At 29.6% G+C, this 23,086-nt stretch carries 18 protein-coding genes; 16 read left to right on the plus strand and 2 right to left on the minus strand.

All coding sequences use genetic code 11. From position 1 onward, the window contains the following. Positions 1 to 3 precede the first annotated feature (3 nt). Both N4A48_RS02800 and N4A48_RS02805 read left to right on the plus strand, forming a co-directional pair. Positions 4 to 3,120 carry an efflux RND transporter permease subunit gene (locus N4A48_RS02800; RefSeq protein WP_293664156.1) on the plus strand — a complete coding sequence of 1,039 codons (3,117 nt, stop codon included), beginning with the start codon at positions 4 to 6 and terminating at the stop codon, positions 3,118 to 3,120. After that, positions 3,101 to 4,213 carry a TolC family protein gene (locus tag N4A48_RS02805; protein ID WP_293664157.1) on the plus strand — a complete coding sequence of 371 codons (1,113 nt, stop codon included), beginning with the start codon at positions 3,101 to 3,103 and terminating at the stop codon, positions 4,211 to 4,213. The genes N4A48_RS02800 and N4A48_RS02805 overlap by 20 nt, the downstream gene beginning before the upstream one ends. A 41-nt stretch (positions 4,214 to 4,254) precedes the next feature. Here the strand turns inward: N4A48_RS02805 and N4A48_RS02810 are convergent, their stop codons facing one another. Continuing rightward, complete coding sequence (locus N4A48_RS02810) at positions 4,255 to 6,810, minus strand: bifunctional diguanylate cyclase/phosphodiesterase (protein WP_293664158.1); 2,556 nt, start codon at positions 6,808 to 6,810, stop codon at positions 4,255 to 4,257. A 282-nt stretch (positions 6,811 to 7,092) separates the two neighbouring features. On the opposite strand from N4A48_RS02810, the gene N4A48_RS02815 reads away from it, so the two are divergent. The 13 genes from N4A48_RS02815 to N4A48_RS02875 all read left to right on the plus strand — a co-directional run bounded on the left by N4A48_RS02815 (position 7,093) and on the right by N4A48_RS02875 (position 21,355). Next, the gene (locus N4A48_RS02815) at positions 7,093 to 9,009 is read left to right on the plus strand and encodes an S-layer homology domain-containing protein (protein WP_293664159.1); all 1,917 of its coding nucleotides are present in this window, start codon (positions 7,093 to 7,095) and stop codon (positions 9,007 to 9,009) included. Positions 9,010 to 9,026: 17 nt separating this feature from the next. Then, a complete protein-coding gene (locus N4A48_RS02820) occupies positions 9,027 to 9,380 on the plus strand; it encodes a response regulator (protein ID WP_293664160.1) in 354 nt (117 codons plus the stop codon). A 123-nt stretch (positions 9,381 to 9,503) separates the two neighbouring features. After that, a complete protein-coding gene (locus tag N4A48_RS02825; RefSeq protein WP_293664161.1) occupies positions 9,504 to 10,526 on the plus strand; it encodes an HlyD family secretion protein in 1,023 nt (340 codons plus the stop codon). Positions 10,527 to 10,535: 9 nt separating this feature from the next. Then, on the plus strand, positions 10,536 to 11,663 hold the full coding sequence (locus N4A48_RS02830) for an ABC transporter permease (RefSeq protein ID WP_293664162.1): 1,128 nt from the start codon (positions 10,536 to 10,538) through the stop codon (positions 11,661 to 11,663). Further along, entirely contained in the window at positions 11,650 to 12,771 is a 1,122-nt protein-coding gene (locus N4A48_RS02835) for an ABC transporter permease (RefSeq protein ID WP_293664163.1), read from the plus strand. Before N4A48_RS02830 ends, N4A48_RS02835 begins: the two co-directional genes overlap by 14 nt. Beyond that, complete coding sequence (locus N4A48_RS02840) at positions 12,749 to 13,240, plus strand: MarR family winged helix-turn-helix transcriptional regulator (protein WP_293664164.1); 492 nt, start codon at positions 12,749 to 12,751, stop codon at positions 13,238 to 13,240. The genes N4A48_RS02835 and N4A48_RS02840 overlap by 23 nt, the downstream gene beginning before the upstream one ends. A 2-nt stretch (positions 13,241 to 13,242) precedes the next feature. Beyond that, positions 13,243 to 14,736, plus strand: coding sequence for a TolC family protein (locus tag N4A48_RS02845; protein WP_293664165.1), 1,494 nt, complete (start codon positions 13,243 to 13,245; stop codon positions 14,734 to 14,736). 272 nt (positions 14,737 to 15,008) lie between these two features. Then, positions 15,009 to 15,695, plus strand: coding sequence for a hypothetical protein (locus N4A48_RS02850; RefSeq protein WP_293664166.1), 687 nt, complete (start codon positions 15,009 to 15,011; stop codon positions 15,693 to 15,695). Between the two features lie 160 nt (positions 15,696 to 15,855). Then, entirely contained in the window at positions 15,856 to 17,670 is a 1,815-nt protein-coding gene (locus N4A48_RS02855; RefSeq protein WP_293664167.1) for a sigma-54-dependent Fis family transcriptional regulator, read from the plus strand. Beyond that, positions 17,667 to 17,819, plus strand: coding sequence for a helix-turn-helix domain-containing protein (locus N4A48_RS02860; protein ID WP_330665036.1), 153 nt, complete (start codon positions 17,667 to 17,669; stop codon positions 17,817 to 17,819). The genes N4A48_RS02855 and N4A48_RS02860 overlap by 4 nt, the downstream gene beginning before the upstream one ends. 247 nt (positions 17,820 to 18,066) lie before the next feature. Next, entirely contained in the window at positions 18,067 to 19,989 is a 1,923-nt protein-coding gene (locus tag N4A48_RS02865) for an oxidoreductase (RefSeq protein ID WP_293664168.1), read from the plus strand. Between the two features lie 31 nt (positions 19,990 to 20,020). Then, the gene (locus N4A48_RS02870) at positions 20,021 to 20,305 is read left to right on the plus strand and encodes a putative quinol monooxygenase (protein ID WP_293664169.1); all 285 of its coding nucleotides are present in this window, start codon (positions 20,021 to 20,023) and stop codon (positions 20,303 to 20,305) included. Positions 20,306 to 20,317: 12 nt separating this feature from the next. Beyond that, complete coding sequence (locus N4A48_RS02875) at positions 20,318 to 21,355, plus strand: zinc-dependent alcohol dehydrogenase (protein ID WP_293664170.1); 1,038 nt, start codon at positions 20,318 to 20,320, stop codon at positions 21,353 to 21,355. 23 nt (positions 21,356 to 21,378) lie between these two features. On the opposite strand, the gene N4A48_RS02880 is transcribed toward N4A48_RS02875, so the two are convergent. Then, complete coding sequence (locus N4A48_RS02880; protein ID WP_293664171.1) at positions 21,379 to 22,056, minus strand: hypothetical protein; 678 nt, start codon at positions 22,054 to 22,056, stop codon at positions 21,379 to 21,381. A 133-nt stretch (positions 22,057 to 22,189) separates the two neighbouring features. Between N4A48_RS02880 and fsa the strand changes: the two genes are divergently transcribed. Continuing rightward, positions 22,190 to 22,831 carry a fructose-6-phosphate aldolase gene (gene fsa, locus N4A48_RS02885; RefSeq protein WP_293664172.1) on the plus strand — a complete coding sequence of 214 codons (642 nt, stop codon included), beginning with the start codon at positions 22,190 to 22,192 and terminating at the stop codon, positions 22,829 to 22,831. Positions 22,832 to 23,086: the final 255 nt, after the last annotated feature.

Here is a 23,086-nt window from a genome sequence, read left to right on the forward strand (position 1 = left end):
AATATGAATATATCAAAAATATCGGTTAAAAGACCTGTTACAACCCTCATGTTCATGTTTATAGCAATACTTATAGGATTTGTATCTCTTGGACTTTTGCCAATAGATCTTTATCCTGAGATGGATATTCCTGTTGCTATAGTTTCGGTTAATTATAGTGGGGTTGGACCTGAAGAAATTGAGACCTTAGTTACTAAGCCAATAGAAAAATCAGTGGCAACTGTTAGTAATTTGAAAAAAGTAACATCGTATTCAAGAGAAGGAAACAGTATAATAGTAGTTGAATTTGAGTATGGAACTGATATGGATTTTGCAACACTTCAAATGAGAGAAAAGGTTGATTTAGTAAAAGGAGCTCTACCTGATGATGCTTCATCACCTATGGTACTTAAGATAGATCCTAATGCTGAAGCAATAGTAGATTTAGGAGTATCATCCAAGATGAATCTTGCAAAGCTCCAGGCTCTAGTAGAGGATGACTTACAATCCAGATTTGAGAGAATAGAAGGAGTAGCATCTGTTGATATATCAGGTGGAGAGGAAAATGAAGTAAGTATAAAAGTAGATCAGGAAAAATTATCAGGATATAAACTCTCACTCAGTCAAATAAAAAATATATTAAGAGCAGAGAATTTAAATTTACCTGGTGGTAATGTAAATAAAGGTTCTAAAGAGATTTTGGTTAGAACTGTTGGGGAATTTGAAAGTATAGATGATATAAAAAATATACTTATATCATTGAGAACTAATCAAACAATAAAATTATCAGATATAGCTCAGGTTGAGCTTGGGTACAAGGATAAGGATACTCTATCAAGAGTTAATGGACAAAATAGTATGGGGATATCTATAACCAAGCAGTCTTCTGCAAATACTGTTAAGGTTGCTCAGAATATATTAGAAGAGGTAGATAAAATAAATAATGAATATCCTCAAATTAATATAATTGTTGGAACAGATCAATCTGAATTTATAAATAATTCTATAAAAAATGTGACGAATAATGCTATAATAGGAGGTATACTAGCTGTTATTATACTTTTCTTATTTCTTAGAAATATAAGATCTACTTTTATAGTTGGGATTGCTATACCGATATCTATAATAGCAACCTTTGCTCTTATGTATTTCGGAGGACTTACAATCAACTTAATATCTCTTGGAGGGTTAGCTCTTGGAATAGGTATGTTGGTTGATAACTCCATAGTTGTTCTTGAGAATATATATAGACATAGAGAAGAAGGAAAATCAAGAATAGATGCTGCTATTATAGGAGCTAAAGAAGTTACAATGGCAGTATTTGCATCTACTATGACTACTATAGCGGTATTCTTACCTATAGTATTCGTAAAAGGATTTACTGCTATAGTATTTAAGCAACTTTCATTTGCTGTAGTATTCTCACTACTTGCATCTTTAATAGTTGCAATAACTGTAGTGCCAATGCTAGCTTCTAAGATACTTAAGGTTTCAGAACCTAAGACGAAAGAATTCAAACTTATAGAGAAAATATTAAATGTATTCACAGAAGCTATAGAAAAAATGAGTAGAGCATATGGAAAGTTGTTAGACTATGTTCTTCATCATAGAAAAACGACAGTATTTATAGCTATACTTATATTCGTATCATCAATAGCATTGGTTGGTGCTGTTGGTGGGGAGTTCTTCCCAGCAGAAGATGAGGGAAGCTTTAATGTAAAGATAGAGACTCCGTTTGGAACAACTCTTGAGGAAAGTGATAAAGTAGTAAAAGAAGTTGAAAAAATAGTAGAGAATATACCTGAAAAGGATAAGATATTTTCAACTGTAGGAGGATCATCTGGATTCTCAAATACTGCAAGTAATTCATCAAATGTAAATGTTGTTTTAGTTAATCAAAAAGAAAGAAAAAGATCAACTGCAGAAATAGTAAATGAAGTTAGAAAAGAAGTAGAGTCAATACCTGGAGCTAAAATAAAAGTATCAGAGGCATCTTCTATGGGTGGCGGAGGAGGAAGTTCAGCCGCTATAGGAATACAGATAAAAGGAGATGATCTCGAAACTTTAAGATCTGTAGGATCTGATATTGAAGGTATATTAAAGAAAATTCCAGGAACTGCAGAAGTTACATCTGATATGGAAGATGGAAACCCAGAAGCAAGAGTTGTTATTAATAGAGAAGTAGCATCTTTTTATAAAGTAACGGCAAGTGATGTTGCAAACACTATAAAATCTTCTATAGATGGATCTAAGGCTACTACATTTAAATTAGATGGAGATGAAATAGATGTAGATGTATCTTTAGGAGATGCAGTCAAAGATTCTATAGAGGATGTTAAGCAAATACACATAACATCTCAAAATGGAGAAATTGTTCCTCTTGGACAAATAGCTCATATAGAATATGGTAATGCACCAACTCAAATAAGTAGAATAAATCAAGTAAGAACAGCTACAATTTCTTCTCAACTTGATGGAAGAGACTTAAAATCTGTAACTGATGATATAAAAAACGAACTTGAAAATTATAACATGCCATCTGGATATACGTATGAATTTACAGGACAGCAACAGGATATGGTAGAAGCATTCTCAAGCTTAGGGCTTGCACTTATTCTATCAGTAATTATAGTTTATATGGTGCTTGCATCTCAGTTTGAATCATTAATACATCCTTTTACTGTAATGCTTTCAGTTCCATTTGCTTTATCTGGAGGATTTATAGGATTATTTGTAACTGGAAGGGCTTTATCAGTACCTGCTTTAATTGGGGTAATAATGCTCTCAGGTATAGTTGTTAATAATGCTATAGTCTTAGTTGATTATATAAACCAATTAAGAGAATCAGGAATGGACAGAAAAGAAGCTATAGTAAAAGCAGGGTTTACTAGATTTAGACCTATACTTATGACTACTTTAACTACTGTTTTAGGTCTTATACCACTAGCACTTGGAATAGGTGAAGGAGCATCTACTCAAGCACCAATGGCTACTGTGGTTATAGGAGGACTTACATTGTCTACTGTATTGACACTGGCATTCATACCAGTTATATATAGCATATTTGATGATTTAGTTACGAAGATAAAAAAGAAATTTAAAAAGAAAGAGGGGACTTTAGATGAAAAAGTTAGTTCTTAGTGTATTGATTGTATGTATGACTCTTATAACATCAATAATAACATATGCAGATACTTCCCAAGTCAATAAAACTAAAAAGTTATCATTGGAGCAAGCTATAAATGAAGCAATAAAAAATTCAACAGAATTAAAGGTAAGTGATTTAGAAATTGAAATAAAAGAGATAGAATTTGATAAAGCAAAGAGAAGTGAAAAAAAACATGAAAATTCAGATGTTTCATTGGGAACAGTACAAAGTTTTCAATTAGATTCTAATATGTATTCAAAGTCTGCTCAGAATGCTTTAGATGAAGAAAAAATAAAAAAAGATTATAAAATAGAAGATTTAAAATACAAAACAACTCAAGCTTATTATGGAGCACTTCAAGCAAAGGATTATTATGATGTTACAAATAATAATTTAACTAATACTCAAAAGAGCAGAGATAATGTTAAGAAAAAACATGACTTAGGGGTTGCATCAAAATCAGATTTATATATGGCTGATATAGCACTTAATGAAGCAAAGTCTAACTTAGAAAAAGCTAAGACTGATTTACAAAGTGCATATAGAGCACTTAATATGATTTTAAATTATAACCTTGACACTAAGATAGAACTTACATCTAAGTTTGATGAGAAAAATTTCAAGGTTGATTTGGAAAAGGATATTTTGACTGCTTATGAGAAAAGATTTGATATGATTCAAATGAACAACCAATATGAAATTGTAAAGCTTGATTTTGAGAGTAACTCTATCAAATATCCATCAAACACTTATGTTTACAAAACAAAAGAAAGAAATGTTGCTAAGGTTGAAAATCTTATGTTAAATTCTAAACAGATGGTTGAATTTGATATAAAGTTAAAGTATGATAAGGTAAATAATAGCAAGAGACAAATAGAGTTAGCAAAGTCGCAAGTGGACAAAGCTAATGAGGTATTTAGACTTAAGAAGCTTTCTTATGATGCTGGAATGAGTACTCTTTTAGAAGTTCAAGAAGCGGCTAATCAATCGTATTCAGCTAATATAGCTTTATCAAAGGCTATATCTGACTATAATTTATCTATTATAGATTATGATAAAGCTGTGAATATAGGTAATGTGAGATAGTTTAATTAGAATTAAAAAAAGAGCTACTTTAAAATGATTCATCATTTTAAAGTAGCTCTTTTTTCTAAGAAAGTAGTATTATATATTTTTTCTACTTCATTAACTTCTACTGGCTTACTAAATAAATATCCTTGAATATAGTTACAACCTCCTACTTTTAGACGGTTATGTTGTTCTATATTTTCTATTCCCTCTGCTAATACTTCTAAATTTAAACTGTGTGCAAGGGAAATAATATTATCCATAACTGCAATATTTTCTATTTCTAAAAATTTATCACATAAGGACTTATCAAGTTTAATTTTATCCACTGGTAAAAATGTTAAATAGCTAAGGGAGGAATATCCTGTACCAAAATCATCTAAAGCAATTTTTATTCCTAATTTTCTTAATTTATCTAAAAATTCGATTGTTTCCTCTTTTTTATCTAAAAATATACTTTCAGTAATTTCTATTTCTATATATTTACTTTCTACATTTTTTTTCTTCAATTCATTTTCTAAGAATGCGATATAATTTGAATCATCTAATTGCTTTGCTGAAAAATTAATGGCTATAGACCCTACATCAATACCTTTATTTTTCCATATTGCTATTTGATTGATCACTTCTTTTGTGACCCATCTACCAATTTGAATAATCATACCATTTTCTTCTACTGCTGGAATGAATACAGCAGGTGAGATAGAATGTTTTTTTAGCCTTAAAAGAGCTTCAAATCCTACAATTTTTCCAGTATAAGTGCAAACTTGAGGCTGATATAGTAGCTTGAATCCTTTTTCTGTTATTGCTTCTCTTAAAATCTTTTCTATCTCAATATGTTTCCTTAATTTTTCTGTCATTTCTTTTTTAAAGAACATATAGTTGTTTTTTCCTATATTCTTAACTTTATACATTGCTAAATCAGCATTTATAATTAGTTGATTTACCTCACTACTATCAAAAGGATACCTAGTGATTCCAATGCTACATCCTATACAGATACCATTATCTTCTATTAAAATATCATTTTTAAATATATTGCTTACTTTTTTTGCATAATTTTCAATTACATTAATATCTTCTTCATCTTCTATTAAAACAAGAAATTCATCTCCACCAAATCTGGATATAAATACCTTCTCATCTGTTATATTTATAAGAGATTGTGCTACTTTAATTAATACTTTATCTCCATATGTATGACCTAATGTATCGTTAATTTCTTTGAAATTATCTAGATCTAATAACATGACTGCTCCAGATTGATTTTTATTAATTGATTCTTCTAATCTTTCTAAAAAACTTCTCCTATTTGGAAGGTTTGTCAAATGATCATTATAAGCAAGGTATTCTATATATGATGTATAGTTTTGTATTTCATCATATTGAGCTCTCAACTGTTCGTCTGATGCAGTTAGCTGTTGATAAGCTGCGGCTATTTCTTGATTAGATATTCTTAAATTCTCCTGATTTTCTTTTAACTGATATAAATAAGCATTTGACTTATCTAATAGATTGTTAATAGAAAGTGTTAATCCTAAAAAAGTATCATTCTCCACAGGGAGTCTATATTCTATATTATTTTCAATATCTATTTGATTAATATTATAATTTAACTGATTTACTGGTTTAATAATATTTTTATTTTGTATCCATAAGAATAATAAAAATATCATGATGGATATAATAGATGAACTCACAAAAATAGTATAAACAGAAGAATAAACACTTTCCATAGAAAGTCCTATAAATAAAGCTCCTGTAACTTCTCCATTAATGAGTATAGGAACTGTTATCTCTAGTAAATTTTCACCTATCTTTTCATAGAACCATTCTTCTGCACCTATACGTCCTTGGGTAGCTTCTTTTAGATTTTTTTCTTCAGAAGCATCGTATACAATTCCAATAGAATTTATATCTGCATTTGCAATTGATTTTAAATTTGTATCTACAATTGTTACATAAATAATATTTTTTTCTTGAGCTAATTCTTCAACTAATACTTGATAGTCGAATTTTTGTGTTAGTTTTTGTATATTTTCTGCTAAAATTCCTACTTGAACAAAATATCCATTTTCATTTTTTAATGATCCATATTTAGTAGGGATACCAAACTCTGAATCGGGTCTTATGTCTTCCATTAATTCTTTATCTTTACTTTGCACAAAATCATATAGTGGATGACCTTTAAAAGGAACCCAGCCTTTATATTCTTTAACACTTGAATATAAAACTGTACCATTTTCATTCATCCAGTTCAGTTCATCTATATGAAGGTCTTTTGCTAGCCTTGCTAAAAAATCATTACTCAGATTTTTTTCATTCTCTATTACCATTTTACATATATCTCTAATCTTTTGCTCTAATATTTCATTAATTATATTTAATGATGTTTCATTTTTTTCTATTTGTTTTGCTACTTGTTTTGAAAGATTAAGCCCATCTTGTTTTACTTGTTCTAACAATAAATTTTTACTTATATAAAGATTGGAAATGCTAACAATAAAAGGAGCTAATAGTGCAATAAATAAAGGTAAGTATATTAATTTATACTTGTTTACTGCATTTTTTCTCAAATCTGCTTTTATTTTTGTTATAAAAATTCCTCCTTTCAATTAATTATTCAATATTTATAGATCAATTTTATTTTTGACATATTTTTTATTTTATATAATAATTATCACATATTCCTTCATTTTTTTCAACTTCACATTGATTCCATATTTGAATTTATAAACTATCTCATATTTGTCAAATAGATTATTCGGGGAGGATATATAGTTTAATGGGTTAAAATGGTTTATGATATAATATGTCATTTATTATCTCTTTTATATTGAATAATTATGTGGTAAAGTTAAAGTATATATCTTAATATATAGGTAGGGGGGTTAGATATGAAAAAAATAAGAATTAAAAAATGGGTTAAAAGTACTCTGGCTATAGTATTAGCTGTATTTTTAATTATGACAAGTGTTATGTATTCTTTTGGAGCTCAGATGTTCACGGATGTAACAGATAAGCATTGGTCTAAAAAATATGTAGAGAGTATGGCTTCTAAAAAAATAATAACTGGATATTCAGATGCAACGTTTAAACCAGATAAATCGGTATCTAGAATAGAGGCTATAGTTCTTATAACGAGATTATTTGATTCAAAAGAAGTACAATCTGTTTATGATGCTAATAAATCCAAATATGAAAAATCTCTTAAGGATTATGGGATATTAACTTATGCAGACTGGTCTAAAGAAGAAATAGTTTTTGCTCTTGAGAAAAAAATATTAAACAATGAAAAATTATTATCTCAATTTATAAAAAATGGAAACTCTCAGAATGCACTTAGGTGGGAAATTGCAGTATATCTTGCAAGAGGGTTGAATCTTGAAAAACAGTTAAATAAAGTTGTTATATTAGGATTTAAAGATGCAAGTCAAATACCATCAGAGGCTAAGCCATACATAGATATACTTATAAAAAAAGGTATATTAAATGGTTCTGGAGATTGGAAGGGAAATTTCAATCCTAAAAATCCTGTAACTAGAGCTGAAATGTCTAAAATGTTATCTGTTGCGTATGATTTAAAGAGTAAGAATACAAATACAAACACAGATACAGAAACAAATACAAATGCAGATAAAAATAAAGAATCAGAAAAACCTAGTCAAGTTCTAACATCTGTGGAAGGTAAGATAGAGGATGTACTTGAATATAATGGAGATTTGACACTAACGATAAAAGATTCAAGAAATAAAAAACTTGTGTTTAGCAACAAAAAAAGTGATATAAGTATTAAGCTTGGAAATCAGACAGCAAAAGTTGAAGACTTAAAAGATGGAAGAGAAGTTAAATTGACTATAAGTGGAAGCAAGCTATATGCTGTTAAGTTAAGTGATGTAGAAGAAGAAAAAGAAGGATATTTCTATACTGTTTCATTTGATGCTAATGGAAATCACACTATAAAATTCAAAATAGGAAATAGTTATGAGGAATATAAAGTGAATTCTAGTACTAAGATAAATCTTGATGGAGAGAAGGCAACTTCTTATAATCTTGATAAAGATGATAAAGTAACTATAAAAATAAAGAACGGTGTTTTAGAGGAAATAGATGCAATGTCTAAGAATTTCAAAGTTGAAGGAATAATTCAAGAAGTATCTTCTTCTAAAATAGATATAGAAACTGATGATAAATATAAAAAGACTTATAGATTTGATATAGACAATGATGTTAAAGTAAAAAGAAATAATGATTCGGCTAAAATATCAGATCTTAGAGTAGGAGATAAGGCAGAGCTTGAAGTTGAATACGATAAGGTTAAGGATATAGATGCAGATACTATTGAAACAACAGTAAAAGGAATTTTAAAAGAAATAAAAATGGCAAAAGTTCCAGAGGTAACTATATTAGATGAAGATAACAAAACTAAGACATATAAATTAGCCTCAAGATTTGAAGTTGAAATAGATGATAGATCTGCAGGTCTTTATGATCTTAGAATAAACCACAAAATAAAGATAACTCTAGAGAGTGGAGAGATAACTGAAATTGAAGCTGATGATAATATCAGCATGAGCACATATACAGGAAAGATAAAAAATATAGACAGAAGCGATAATGAAATAGAACTTGAAAATAATATAGATGGAAAAACTATATATATAAGCTATTCAACTAGTAAGGTAAGTTTTAGAGATATAGATGGACGCTCTTTAGATGAAGGTGATTTTGATGATGACGATATAATATCTGTTGTTGGGGAAGATAAATTTGGTTCTGTTGAAGCAAAGCTAATAACAAGAATAGAGCACTAATATAGGGGGCTATATTTATGAAAAAGATACTTATTGTGGATGATGAGTTAGGATTAAGATCCCTTTTAAACAACTTATTCAGTGAAGAATACGAAGTTTATTTAGCAGAAGATGGGGAGCAAGCCATAGATACAGTAAAGAGTAATAAATTAGATTTAGCTCTTTTGGATATGAGACTTAAGGATATGGATGGGGACCAAATACTTGAAAATATAAGAAAATATGATAAAGAAATGAAGGTTTTCATATTAACAGCATTTACAGACCCAAAGAAGATGAATATACTTAATGAGTTAAAAATAGAGGGTATACTTCAAAAACCTTTTGATATATTTGAGTTAAAACAAAAAGTTGATAGTGTATTAATGTAAAAAAGAATGGATATCATATCCATTCTTTTTTTTGTTAAAATGTATTTACAAAATGATATTGAGGTAATATAATTAATACATAAATTAATAAACATGTTAACTATTTAAGGGGAGGTACATAAAGTGAAAAACAAGAAAAGTATTTTAATTTGTTTAATTATTATGACTACTACATTGTTATTTGGATGTGCATCTAGTCAAAAAATTGAAACTACGGATAAATATCAAGGAATTATAGAAGCTCAAGAGGTAGATATAAATTCTAAAATACCAGGCAAAATAGGAGAGGTAAAAGTAGAAGAAGGGCAAATGGTTAAAGAAGGAGATATAATAGCAACTATAGACTCAAAAGAACTTGCAGCTAAGAAAAATCAGATGGAGGCACTTGTAAGTGCAGCTAAAGGACAGTTAGAGGCCGCTCAATCTCAAGTTGCAGCTGCTAATTCACAACTTACTAAAGCACAAAATGGAGCTAGAAGTCAAGATATAGCAAAAGCTCAAACTTATTATGATCTTATGTTAAAAACTTATGAAAGAGTAGAAAAGTTATATGAAAAAGGGGCTGTATCAGCTCAAAAGAAAGATGAAATAAAAGCTCAGCTTGATATAGCGGAGCAAACACTTAGTATGGCAAAAGAAGGAGCTAGAAGTGAAGATGTATCTGGAGCACAAGCTATGGTTGCAGCAGCTACTAATATGGTAGAAGCGGCAAGGGGCAAGTATGAGCAAGCTAAGGCTGGCCTTGATGAGGTCAATTCTTATATACAAGATACGAGTATAAAAGCTCCTATAAATGGAAATATAACTCTTTTAAATGTAGATAAAGGAGAATTAGTATCTACGGGAATGAGCATAGCTACTGTTTCTGATTTAAGCAATATGTGGATTGAGGTTAATTTAGATGAAACTAAACTAAGTGAGGTTTATGAAGGTCAAGAAGCTAAAATAGCTGTTCCAGCATTTAAAGATAAAATTTTTAAGGGCAAGGTTATAAGAGTTAATAAAAAGCCTGATTTTGCAGTAAAAAAAGCTACTAATGATAATGGAAACTACGACATAGTTTCATATGGAGTAAAAATAAAAATAGAAGATGATAAAAATTTATTAAGACCTGGAATGAGTGCGTTTGTGGATTTTGAAAAGTAGGTGATGTTGTTGAATAAAATAAAAAAGTATATAATGGCATTTAATTTGATATTTATAACGCCGTTATTAGTAAATATAATGCTTTGCTATATGTTTTCTGACCATCAATTAAAAGAAACGCCTACTGCTGTTTATCTTGGAGATAATACTCAGCTTTCTAGAAGTATAGTAAGTTATTTTGATGATAATGAAACATTTGATGTTAAATACTATGTAGATAGTCCATACGATATAGAAAAGTTAATAGCTCAAAATAAGGTTAAGTTTGGACTTGTGATTCCAGATAACTTTTATAAAGATTTAAAGCAGTATAAATCACCCACTATATTAACTGTATATGATGGAAGCCAGCTTGCAACTACTTCATTTGCTAAGGCTCAAGCAGCACAAACGCTTATGACTATAAAAGGGGGGGCTTTAGTAAAGGTGTTGCAGGCAAAGCTTAATCTTCCTTTTGATCAAGCTAAAAAAATAGTGTCGTCTATAAGCATACAGACTAGGATGTTATTTAATCCAACTAGAAATTATACTAATTACTTGATGCCTGGATTTATGGCCGCTATTGTTCAAGCAGGTCTTGTTATAGCCTCTTCTGTTAGTATAGATAGAGAAAAAAGAAGAAGTATGGCAACTTATTTAGGATCTAAAATATTGGTATATACTACTCTTGGATTTATATCACTTATGCTAAATATATATATACAGATAAATGTATTTGATGTTCCTTTTAGAGGAAGTATTAAACAGCTTATGATTCTCAGTTGTGTATTCTCTATGGCTGTATCGACTATTGGAATTTTTATATCATCAGTAGTGTGGGATAAGATAAAGGCATCTCAAGCTGCAGCTGTGCTTTTTTTACCTAATACTATTATGATAGGTTATACTTATCCTTTAATAGGTATGGCTGATGGATATAAATTTGTAGGAAAGTATATACCTCTTTATCATTATGCTGATAATTTAAGAGATTTGATGATTAAAGGATATATTCTAAATTATGCTAAAGATATAAGATATTTATTATTTGTATCGCTTATATTCTTTACAGTAGCTATATTAGTTGAGATATTGAGAGAAAATAGAGTTAAAAAGAAAAAGAGCTTGGGAGAAGGTGAAACTGTTGAAATTAATTAACGAGATAATAAAGTTTTTTAAGCAGCCTAAAAATATAGTTATATTGATTTTAGGACCTTTATTTTTCACCTTACTTCTTGGCGGAGTGTATATGAAGGATTATTTAAATGATATACCTATAGTGGTGCTTGATATGGACAATTCATCTACTTCTAGAATGATAATTAAAGAATTTGAGAATAATGATAGATATTATATATCTTCTAGGGCCGATTCATTTGAAAAACTAAAATATGCTATAGACGGTAAAGAAGCTTATATGGGAATTTATATACCAAAGGATTTTAATAAGGATATAAAGAAGCAAAAATCATCTAGTGTAGCTCTTATAATAGATGAGAGTAATATAACTATAGGGAATACAGCTTTATCATCTGCATCACAGATACTTGCTACTATAAATGCAGGTATAAATATAAAGATACTTCAAGCTAAGGGAATAGACCCTAAGACTTCTTATGATTTGGCTAAGATATTCAATTTTCAATCTAGAGTACTTTATGATGCTAAATATACTTATAAAGGATATGTTATGCCTGGAATGATACTGGTATTTGTTCAGCAGTTATTTTTATCGGCATTTATTCCTGCTATAATGGATGATAGAGAAAATATATTTTCGAAGTCAATCGTATACTCTACTATTGCAAGTTTAACATATGTAATGTGTGCATTAATCCTTAAGTATGTTCTTAATATAAACTTTACTGGATCGTTCTTATATGCATTTTTATATGTTATGTTATTTATATTATCGCTTGTTGGACCAGGTATGCTAATAGCAGTGTTATTTAAAGATAAGCTTAAGGTTACTCAGTTTACCATGCTTTTATCAATGCCTACATTTTTAACTGCTGGATATGTATGGCCTATAGATCAAACTCCTGTTGTTCTTTTATACATAATAAGGATGATATGGCCTTTAATATATGCTGTAGCACCTGTAAGAGATATTTTGGTGAAGAGTACTCCTGTAAGTATATTTACGAAAGATATAATTTGTCTTATATCCTTTGGGTGCATATGGGCCTTTGTTGGATACAATCTATTTAAACGCAGGCTTAATGATAATAGAGGTGATATGAGTGAACAACAAGAAACTATTTGATTTTTTAGATAGTTACAATTTTATTGAAGATGTGTCTGGAAAAACTATAATTAACTTATTAAAAAGTGTTGAGATGATGAGATTCATTTATAATAGCTTATTTGCAGATCATGGTATATCTGAATCAAAATTTTATATTCTATTATTACTTTCATATTCAGAAGAGGGAATGTCTTTATCTGAAATAGGAGATAAGATGTTTGTAACAAGGGCAAATATGACAGGTCTTATAGATAGAATGGGAAAAGAAGGGTTAGTGGAAAAGAAGAGTAATCCTAAAGATAGAAGATCTTCTATAGCTTATCTTACAGATAAGGGAAGAAAATTATTTGAAAATATAAGAGGGAAACATATTGATTTTAGTAGGCAAATGACTAGTGGGTTAAATGTTGAAGAAAAAGAGCAATTAAATAAATTGCTTGAAAAGCTTCAATATGACATAGTAAAGACTTTTAGCGAGGAGGTATAAAAATGAATAAAAGAATTATTTCCGTGGCAATATCTGCAGCACTTGTTTTAACTCCTGTAAATGTAGCATTTAATGTATATGCACAAGATGAAAAAAAACAAGAAGTAAATAAAGATAATGAGAATCTAAATTTGACTTTAAATGATGCTATAAAAATTGCTACTGAGAATAACTATATATTAAAAGGTCTTGAGGTAGACTTAAAAGCGACAGATTTATCTCTAGATAGAGCAAAGCATAATGAAAGAAAGATAAATAAGGGACAGGATAAGCTTGATGATGGAAGAGATATGTTAAGTAAATTAAAAGGTAGTAAAAACCAATTAAATGGAGCATATAATCACATAAAAGGAGCTTTAAATTCAGGTTATACAATAGATCAAATAGCTCAAATGCCTAACGGAAAGCAAGGATTAGAAGCTTTAAAACAGGCTGGGATAAATCCAACATCTTCAGATGATTTTGATACTCAGTATACAAAATCTGTAAAATATGGAGAGACTAAGTTAAGCTCAGGAGAACAATCTTTTAGTTCGGCTATAGGGGATGCTAACTCAGTTATAGCTCAAAAGTTAAATATAGATGTAGAAAGGGTATTAGCTGTTGATTCTACAACTGAGCTTATGACTACTATGGCTGATCTTCAAAATGAGGTTACAAAGGATGGATATTTAATTGCTCAAAAGAAGATAGGACTTCTTACTCGTCAAAAATATTATGAAGTAATAAAGACTGAGAAGATAGAGAATCTTAAAAAAATAGCTCTTGATAGAGCAACTGCTCAATATAATATGGCAAAGGATGCGTATGAGGCTGGAATGAAGGCAAAAGATGATCTTTTATTAGCTCAGGCTCAAGTGAATCTTATGAATGTAGATTATAGAAAATCTTGTATGAATAGAAAGAATGCAGAAATAGAGCTTAAGAAAGTTATGAATGTAGATCTTAATAAAAATATAAATTTAGTTCAAGACTTTACTACTACAAAAGTAGAAGTTAATTTAGAACAGGGATTAAAGCAAGGTAGTGAGAAGAGAATAGAGATAAGAAAAGCTCAAGCTCAGTACTTAGTTGATAAATTAAATCTTGAGCTTACATCTAGTCAGTATCCAGAAAACACTTACCAGTATAAGGAATCTAAAATAAAAATGGAAAAGTCTAAGGTAGCTATAGATAGTGCTGGTAAAGATGTTGAGGCAAGTATAATGCAATCTTATGAGGCTGTAGAGGCTACAGCTGATATGTTAGCTTATACAAAAGGAGTAGTTGAGAATGCTAAGGAATCTCTTGAAATAGCTGAGTATAGATATAAAGAGGGATATGGATTTGAAACTACAGTTATAAAAAATTCTAATCTTCAAGATGTGGCTGGTACTATGGTTGAGGTTATTGCAGCTCAAGAAAGGCTTGCGGATATAGAGGAGAAGGTTATAGAGGTTATATTTAGCTATAATTTGGCTAGGGATAAATACTTAAATGATATAGGTAGTTATTAAAAATATATTTTTTAATATAGCGATTAAGCTCAAAATGCTGATTATTGAAATAACGCTACTTAATTAATGTTTTATAGTAAAACATTAATCAAAAGTAGCTGACATTTAATAATCAGCATTTTTTAGTATGTGACTTAAGAGAAAAGTATATATTAAAACAACCTTGAATTTAATATAAATTTAAGGTTGTTTTAATATAGAATTAAGGGTATTGGTTTATAATTGATAATATGATATATAATCAAAAAATAAATTAAAGTGAGGAGAAGGATATGTTAAAAAGAAAAAGTAATATTATACTTGTTTTATTACTTGTATTTGTATTTGCAGGTTGTAGCTCACAGAAAGATATAGATATAAATAAAGAAGTAGAAGAAAATGTTATAAGTGCACAAAAGGCTGATTATGAAGAAGATATATACGCTTTGTATAATCTTCCGTTAGATATTATGAGTAGCTTTGTAATAGATAATGATAAAGCTTATATGAATGGGATTATAAGTAAAGATACAATTCGTCAGGTTAAAGAACTAATTAGTAATTACCCTCAGGTAAAAACTATTGTAATGCAAAATGTTGATGGTTCGATTGATGATGAAAGTAATCTTATTGCTTCAAGATTGGTTAGAGAAGCAGGACTAAATACATATGTACCAGCTGATGGATCAATAGCTTCTGGTGGAACAGACTTTTTCTGTGCAGGTGTAAAAAGAAATATAGAAGATGGTGCAGAAATAGGAGTTCATTCATGGGGTGGAGATGACATAGAAAACGCAACCTCGTTGCCAAAAGACCATGAAGCACATAAACCATACATAAAGTATTATGAAGAAATGGAACTACCAGATCCAGAAGGTTTTTACTTTTTCACAATATATGCTGCTGATGCTGAAAATATTTACAATATGACTAGAGACGAATTAATAAAATATGGACTTATATCAGAAGATATAAATTAATCAAAATATAACTGAGTTGCTTGTTCAGGCTCAGTTATATTTTTTTTGAGTTAAATTCATTAATTACTTGTAAAGTGATGTATAATATAAAATAAGAAATACATAATTGTGAAAGGTGGTGAAATATCTAGTTCGAGATTTTATTGAACTAGATATTTATATGTTCAATGAAGCAATAGACAATATTTACCATGAATGGGAAGAATTTGTTCATAAAGATATAAAACCTAGTGAGCGAATTAAAGATTTTATTATTAAATCGTGGATAAGAAGTGTTGATAACAATGTAGATCCACAACACAATGAGGCGATATATATATCGGAAGAAAAATTTATAACAAAAATTAAAGAGAGCAGTGATTTTATAAGATCGGCTGTTCCATACATGAGAAATTTATATAATTCATTTAAGGGAGCGGGATGCACTGTAATAGTTGCAGACAAAAGCTGTTGTGTATTAGAGGTTATAGGTGACAAAGAAGATATTAAAAAAATTAAAGCACATAATAAGAGAGCTTTATGTAAAGAAGAATACATAGGTACTAATGCTATAGGTACTACTATATACTTAGATAAAGCAATACAAATTCTTGGACCTGAGCATTTTGCATTAGAAAATCACAATCTTAGTTGTTCGGCTTGTCCAGTTCATGATAGAGAAGGCAATTTGATAGGTTGTTTGAGTATTTCGTGCATTTTAGAAGATGCTAATCCTCATATCTTAAGTATGGTTACTGCAGCTGCTGGAGCCATTGAAAGACAAATTATCATTGAAAAAGAGTTAAAAGAAAAGCAAAATTTAATAATACAAAGAGAAAAAGCATTTCAAAGTATATCAGAGGGGATAATTATACTGGATATTAATGGAAAAATGATGAGTATAAATGAAAAAGCTATAGAACTTTTAGATATTAATATTAGAAATAGTTATATAAAAGATGATATAAGAAATTATATAAAATATGGCATAGATTTAGAACAGATTATTAATTCTAAAAAAGATATAGTAAATAAAGAAAAAAAATTAAGACTTAATTCAGGGAAAATATTAAATTGTATTTTATCTATATCACTTATATGGGATGAAAAAGATATAAATGGATTTGTAGTAATATTAAAAGAAGATCAAGAAGTGCATAATTTAGTTAATAAAATGATAGGGTCAACAGCTCGTTATAAGTTTGAAGATATTATAGCTGAATCAAAGATTATGAAATCAACTATAGATATTGCGAAGATAGCATCAGGTAGTTTTTCGAATGTATTAATATTAGGGGAAAGTGGTACAGGAAAAGAATTAGTGGCACAATCCATTCATAATGCTAGTAAAAGAAAAAATAAACCTTTTATAGCAATTAATTGTGGCTCTATACCGAGAGGGCTTATAGAAAGTGAATTATTTGGTTACGAAGGAGGATCTTTTACAGGATCTAAAAAGGAAGGAAATCCTGGAAAATTTGAACTTGCAAATGGGGGAACTATATTTTTGGATGAAATTGGAGATATGCCACTTGAAGTTCAAGCATCTCTTTTAAGAGTACTTCAAAGTAAAGAAGTTTATAGAGTAGGAGGTAAGCATCCTAAAAAAGTAGATGTAAGAATAATAGCTGCTACTCATAGAAATTTAGAAAACATGGTACTTGAAAATTCTTTTAGATTAGATTTGTATTATAGACTTAATGTATTGACTATTTATATTCCTCCTTTGAGAGAAAGAAGAGAAGATATTGAGATTCTTATTAGATGCTTTATAGAAGATTTCAATAAAAAGCTAAATAAAAGAGTGAAGGGCTTGGATAAGGAGATTCGAAATTTACTAGATTTTTATGAATGGCCGGGGAATGTAAGGGAACTTAGCAATGTTTTAGAAAGAGCTATGAATATATGTCAAGAAGATTATATAAAGAATAAACACCTTTCACAAAAAATTTTATCTAGCATTAATATGAAAAAAATGATTATGAAAGCGTTATAAAAAATAATGAGAGAGAATTTATAACAGATATTTTGGAAAAAAACAATGGAAATATAAAAAAGTCAGCAGAAGAATTAGGCTTTAGTAGAAGTAAAGTCTATAGAAAATTAAAAAACTTAAATATAGATTATAAAAATTATAGAAATTAATGTCTCACAAATGATACATGAACATGAAACATGTATCGTTTGTGAGACGTTTTTAATATAAAAATAAAAACTAATAAATTTAAACAGAATTTATTAATACAAATAAAATATAATCTATACCTTGAGATTACTAAATAAGTGATAAAAAATATGAATAAACACTATTTTAATATAAAAATACAATATCGGCATAGTTATTGCTAATATTCAAGATTGTTAAATATTAAATTATATCGGAGGAATAAATATGCTAAAAAAAGTATTTGAATCAATACGTGTAGGGAATTTAGAAATTAAGAATAGATTTGTAGTTCCCTCTATGGTTGTAAGTCTTTGTAATGAAGATGGAACTATTACAGAAAGATTCATTGATTATCACGAAGCTAAAGCAAAAGGAGGTTTTGGGCTTATAATAACTGAGAATTATGCTATAACTCCGGCTGGTAGAGGCTTTAAATATATGGGTTGTATATGGAATGATGAGCAAATGGAATTAAATAAAGAATTAACAAAAAGAGTTCACAAACATGGAGCAAAAATAGCACTTCAAATAATTCATGCAGGAAGAGAAACTAGTAGTTCGCTTACAGGAATGAAGATAGTAGCTCCATCAGCTATTCCAGACCCTGTTATAGGTGAGATGCCACATCCTTTAACAGAAGAAGAAATAAAGAGAATAATAGAAGAGTTCGGAGACGCAGCTCTTAGAGCTAAAAAGGCAGGATTTGATGCGGTTGAACTACAAGGAGCTCATGGATATTTAATCAACCAATTTATGTCACCTTTTTCTAATAAAAGATTAGATAAATATGGTGGTAATTTAATGAATAGAGCTAGGTTTGCTCTTGAGATAATTGAAAATATTAAATCAAAGGTAGGGAAAGAATATCCTATAATGTATAGAATTTCTGCAGATGAATTAATAGAAAATGGATTAACTATAGAAGACACAAAGGTTATAGTAAAAATGTTAGAAGATACCGGGGTTAGTGCAATAGATGTTTCGGTAGGAGTATATGCAAGTGGTTTTCATATAACAGCTCCTGCCGCAGTAAAACATGGATGGGAAGCGGATTTTGCTAAGGAGTTTAAATCTGTGGTATCAATTCCGGTGATTACATCAGGACGTATTAATAATCCTTTCTTAGCAGAAGGAATATTATTATCAGAAAAAGCAGATATGATAGGTATGGCAAGAGCTTCTTTATCAGACCCAGAATTACCTAATAAAGCTAAAGAAGGAAGATTTGATGAAATAATTGAGTGTATAGCATGTAGGCAGGGATGTTCAGAAATGCTCTCTAAAGATTTACCAGTAAATTGTGTACTAAATCCTCTTACTGGAAATGAAAAAGAACTCAGTATATCAGAAGCTAAAGAAAAGAAGAAGGTATTTATAATAGGTGGAGGACCTGGTGGTATGGAGGCTGCTATTGTAGCTAGAAAACGTGGTCATGAAGTTCACTTATTTGAAAAAAATAATGAGCTTGGAGGTCAGTTGTTGTTAGCATCAGTACCTCCTACTAAATCTGAGATAACTTCATTTGTAGTATGGCAAAAAACTCAATTAGAAAAACTTAAGGCTAATGTCCATCTGAATACAAAAGTTGATGAAGAATTATTAAAAAAAGAAAATCCAGATTATATTATAGTTGCAACGGGAGTTACTCCATTTATTCCATCTATTAAAGGTGTAGATAGTGATATGGTTGTGAATTCTAATGATGTTCTATCTTCAAAGGTTGAAGTTGGACAAAATATATTAATCGTAGGAGGAGGTCTTGTAGGAGCTGAAACAGCTGAACATTTGGCAAGACATTCCAAGAATGTAACTTTAGTTGAACTTACAGATGAAATAGCAAGAGATTGCGAGCCTGGGGTAAGATTTTTTTTAATGAAGTCATTAGATACATTGAATATAAATATTATGACTAATACACAAGTAAAAGAAATAGGAGATAATAAGGTTGTAGTTTCTTCAAATAAAGAAGAAAAAGTTATTGAAAATATAGATACAGTTATTATGGCATCTGGTTCAATACCGAATAACAAATTGTTTGAAAAAATAAAGGATAAGTACAAAAATATAAGTCTTATAGGAGATTCATTAAAGGTGAGAACTATTTTAGATGCGGTAAATGAAGGATACAAGACAGCTTTAAAAATATAGAGTTAAATTTAATAAAAAAGGAGAGATGGGTATGATCACAATAGTAGCAAAGGGTGTAGTGAAAGAGGAGAATATAGCTAAGTTTAAGGAGTATGCACAAACATTAATAGAGGAAACAAAAAAAGAAGAAGGATGTATATCTTATAAATTATACGAAGATATAGATAATCCTAAGGTTATTACTTTTATAGAAGAGTGGAAGGATCAAGAAGCTATAGATAAGCATGTAAATGCTTCTCATTTTGTTGAAATAGTTCCTAAATTAAGAGATTTACAAGAAAGCGAAACTGAGGTGAATTTATACAAATTAGTATAGGGGGAAAAATCAATGAATAAAAAGCAAATGAAGGGTGCTATGTTTTTAGAGCCTGGAAAAATCGAAGTTCAAAATGTTAATATACCTAAAATTAAAGAAAATGAAGTTCTTGTAAAGATAAAGTATTGTGGTATATGTGGAACGGATATGCATATTTATAATGGGGTATATTCAAAGGATAAACTACCTTTAATTGCAGGACATGAATTCTCAGGTACAATTGAATCTGTAGGAAGTAATGTAAAAAGATTTAAAGGTGGGGAAAAGGTGGTTGCAGATATCAATTTTAGCTGTGGAACTTGCTTTTATTGTAGACAAAATCAACCTCTTATGTGTGAACAAATGGAGCAATTAGGAATACATATAAATGGAGCGTTTGCTGAATATGTTGTTATACCAGAACATATGATATATGAGATTCCTGGTGATATGGATTTAAAGGATGCTGCATTACTAGAACCTATTTCATGTGTAGTGCGCTCAGCTAAGCAATATAATATAAAGTTTGCTGAGAGTGTTGTAATTATTGGAGATGGAGCTATTGCACTTATACATGTTCAAATGGCTAAAATATGTGGAGCTGCACCTATAATTGTAATTGGTCTTGATGATAACAGAATGGAAAAAGCAAAAGAATTAGGAGCAGATTATGTTATAAAAAGTGGAGAAGGTATGTATGATGAGGTTAAAAGATTAACTGAAGGAAGAGGTGGCGATGTCGTTATAGAATCGGTTGGTATTCCTGTTACTTATGACCAAACGTTCAAGCTAGTAAGACCAGGTGGTAGAATAGTTGCATTTGGACTTGCAAACGAGGATTGTGCAGTTAAATATAAGCCATTTGAGGTTATAATTAAAGAATTATCTATGGTAGGAACTGTAGCTGGTGCGAAAAATGATTTAGCAGAGTCGATTACATTAGTTAAGCATAACAGATTTAATTTAGAAGATTATAAAACTACAGTAGTAAAATTAAATGATATAGCTCAAGCATTTGAAAGGTTAAAAACAGATAGAAGTATATTAAAAATATTAGTAGACATAGAGTAAAAAAACAAAAACCTCCGTTTATTTTATCGGAGGTTTTTGCTTTCTTCAAATTGTTCATCGTAGAACATTATATCATTTATTATACTTTTAGCTCTAGGAAGAAATTGTTTTTCTAAGTTTTGTGGATAACTAACTATTACATAGTACATTCTTTCATTGTGGTTAAATATAGATACTCTTCCTATTATATCGCTTTTGTTTTCTTGTCTTTTTATTATATCGAACTCTTCATCAGAGTCGTCTATTAGGATATAGTCGCTGACTGTTTGATTAGTTGTATCAAAGCCATCTTCAGTTAAAGTATCTCTTGCAACCTTTGTCATGTTTTCTAAGTTTGATGATACTGTTTTTATAGGTGAAAAGAATGTTATTTTAGCTTTTTTATTCTTTTCATTATCAAAGTTAGCGTATATTGTTAAAAAATCACCTTCTTTAGAAGATGCTAACATATCTTGGGGGATATACGTTGTAAATTCTAAGTTAGAATCATCATATAAGTTAAAATCTAGAGTAGTGTCTTGGTCTGCAATTTTTAGTGTTTTGTTCTTCAACTTAGCTCTTTTTTGAGATGGGGTGTCTTTGATTTTTTCTTTTTCTATTAAATTGGGATCAGGCTCTTGGTATGAAGGCGAAAAATCAAAGCATGCCATAACATTAAAAGCTATAAATATAAGTAAAATAAAAATAGATAATTTTTTCATGGTAAACCTCCTTCATAGTAAAATATATAGGTTTTAGATTAGTATATCCAATGATTAAAATAAATATATATAGGACAAACTAAAATATGTTAAAATGTAGTATGAAAATGATTACATATAAGGAGTTGATTTTGTGAAATTATTTATAGATACAGCTAATGTTGATGAGATAAGAGAGATAAATGATTGGGGAGTTATTGAGGGGGTTACTACTAATCCATCTTTAATAGCTAAAGAAGGAAGAGATTTTAAAGAGGTAGTTAAAGAGATAACTAGTATAGTAGATGGACCAATATCTGCTGAGGTAATATCTTTAGAGGCTGAGGGTATGATTAAGGAAGCTGATGAGCTTGTTAAGATTCATCCTAATATAGTTATAAAAATTCCTATGACTAAAGAGGGATTAAAGGCTGTAAAGCATATGTCGGGTAAAGGAATAAAGACTAATGTTACTTTAGTATTCTCTGCAAACCAAGCTCTACTTGCTGCTAAGGCTGGAGCAACTTATGTAAGCCCATTTGTTGGAAGATTAGATGATATAGGTCATATTGGTGTAGATTTAATAAGAGAAATATCTGATATATTTGATATGCATGGAATTCAAACAGAGATAATATCTGCAAGTATAAGACATACTGAGCATGTTAAGCAATCTGCGCTTGCAGGAGCTGACATATCTACTATTCCATATAAGATATTTGTACAGATGTTAAAGCATCCTATGACTGATCTTGGAATTGAGAGATTCTTAAAGGATTGGGAAGGGGTTAAGTAAAAAATATTTTTACTTAAGTGATTGAGCGAAAAATGCTGATTATTAAAATAACGCTACTTAGTTAATATTTTAATAATCAGCATTTTTTAGTTGAGCAGCTTAAGAAAAAATATTTTTTAGTAATGTGAGAAGTTGAAAAAGTTAGTTGTTGTCATCGTTACAACGTTAAAAAGATGCAGATGGGGGTTAAGGGAGTGTAGGAAAAGAAAATTAAAGTAAAATTAACTAAATAAAACTGGAAAAATATTTACCATT

This window comes from Tepidibacter sp., from assembly GCF_025210165.1.
Taxonomy (GTDB): domain Bacteria; phylum Bacillota; class Clostridia; order Peptostreptococcales; family Peptostreptococcaceae; genus Tepidibacter_A.

Excerpts from the sequence above, each read along its gene's own strand:
- N4A48_RS02800 (WP_293664156.1), top strand. The coding sequence starts at position 4 with ATGAATATATCAAAAATATCGGTTAAAAGACCTGTTACAACCCTCATG.
- N4A48_RS02805 (WP_293664157.1), top strand. The coding sequence starts at position 3,101 with ATGAAAAAGTTAGTTCTTAGTGTATTGATTGTATGTATGACTCTTATA.
- N4A48_RS02815 (WP_293664159.1), top strand. The coding sequence starts at position 7,093 with ATGAAAAAAATAAGAATTAAAAAATGGGTTAAAAGTACTCTGGCTATA.
- N4A48_RS02820 (WP_293664160.1), top strand. The coding sequence starts at position 9,027 with ATGAAAAAGATACTTATTGTGGATGATGAGTTAGGATTAAGATCCCTT.
- N4A48_RS02845 (WP_293664165.1), top strand. The coding sequence starts at position 13,243 with ATGAATAAAAGAATTATTTCCGTGGCAATATCTGCAGCACTTGTTTTA.
- N4A48_RS02850 (WP_293664166.1), top strand. The coding sequence starts at position 15,009 with ATGTTAAAAAGAAAAAGTAATATTATACTTGTTTTATTACTTGTATTT.
- N4A48_RS02855 (WP_293664167.1), top strand. The coding sequence starts at position 15,856 with ATGTTCAATGAAGCAATAGACAATATTTACCATGAATGGGAAGAATTT.
- N4A48_RS02865 (WP_293664168.1), top strand. The coding sequence starts at position 18,067 with ATGCTAAAAAAAGTATTTGAATCAATACGTGTAGGGAATTTAGAAATT.
- N4A48_RS02870 (WP_293664169.1), top strand. The coding sequence starts at position 20,021 with ATGATCACAATAGTAGCAAAGGGTGTAGTGAAAGAGGAGAATATAGCT.
- N4A48_RS02875 (WP_293664170.1), top strand. The coding sequence starts at position 20,318 with ATGAATAAAAAGCAAATGAAGGGTGCTATGTTTTTAGAGCCTGGAAAA.
- N4A48_RS02880 (WP_293664171.1), bottom strand. The coding sequence starts at position 22,056 with ATGAAAAAATTATCTATTTTTATTTTACTTATATTTATAGCTTTTAAT.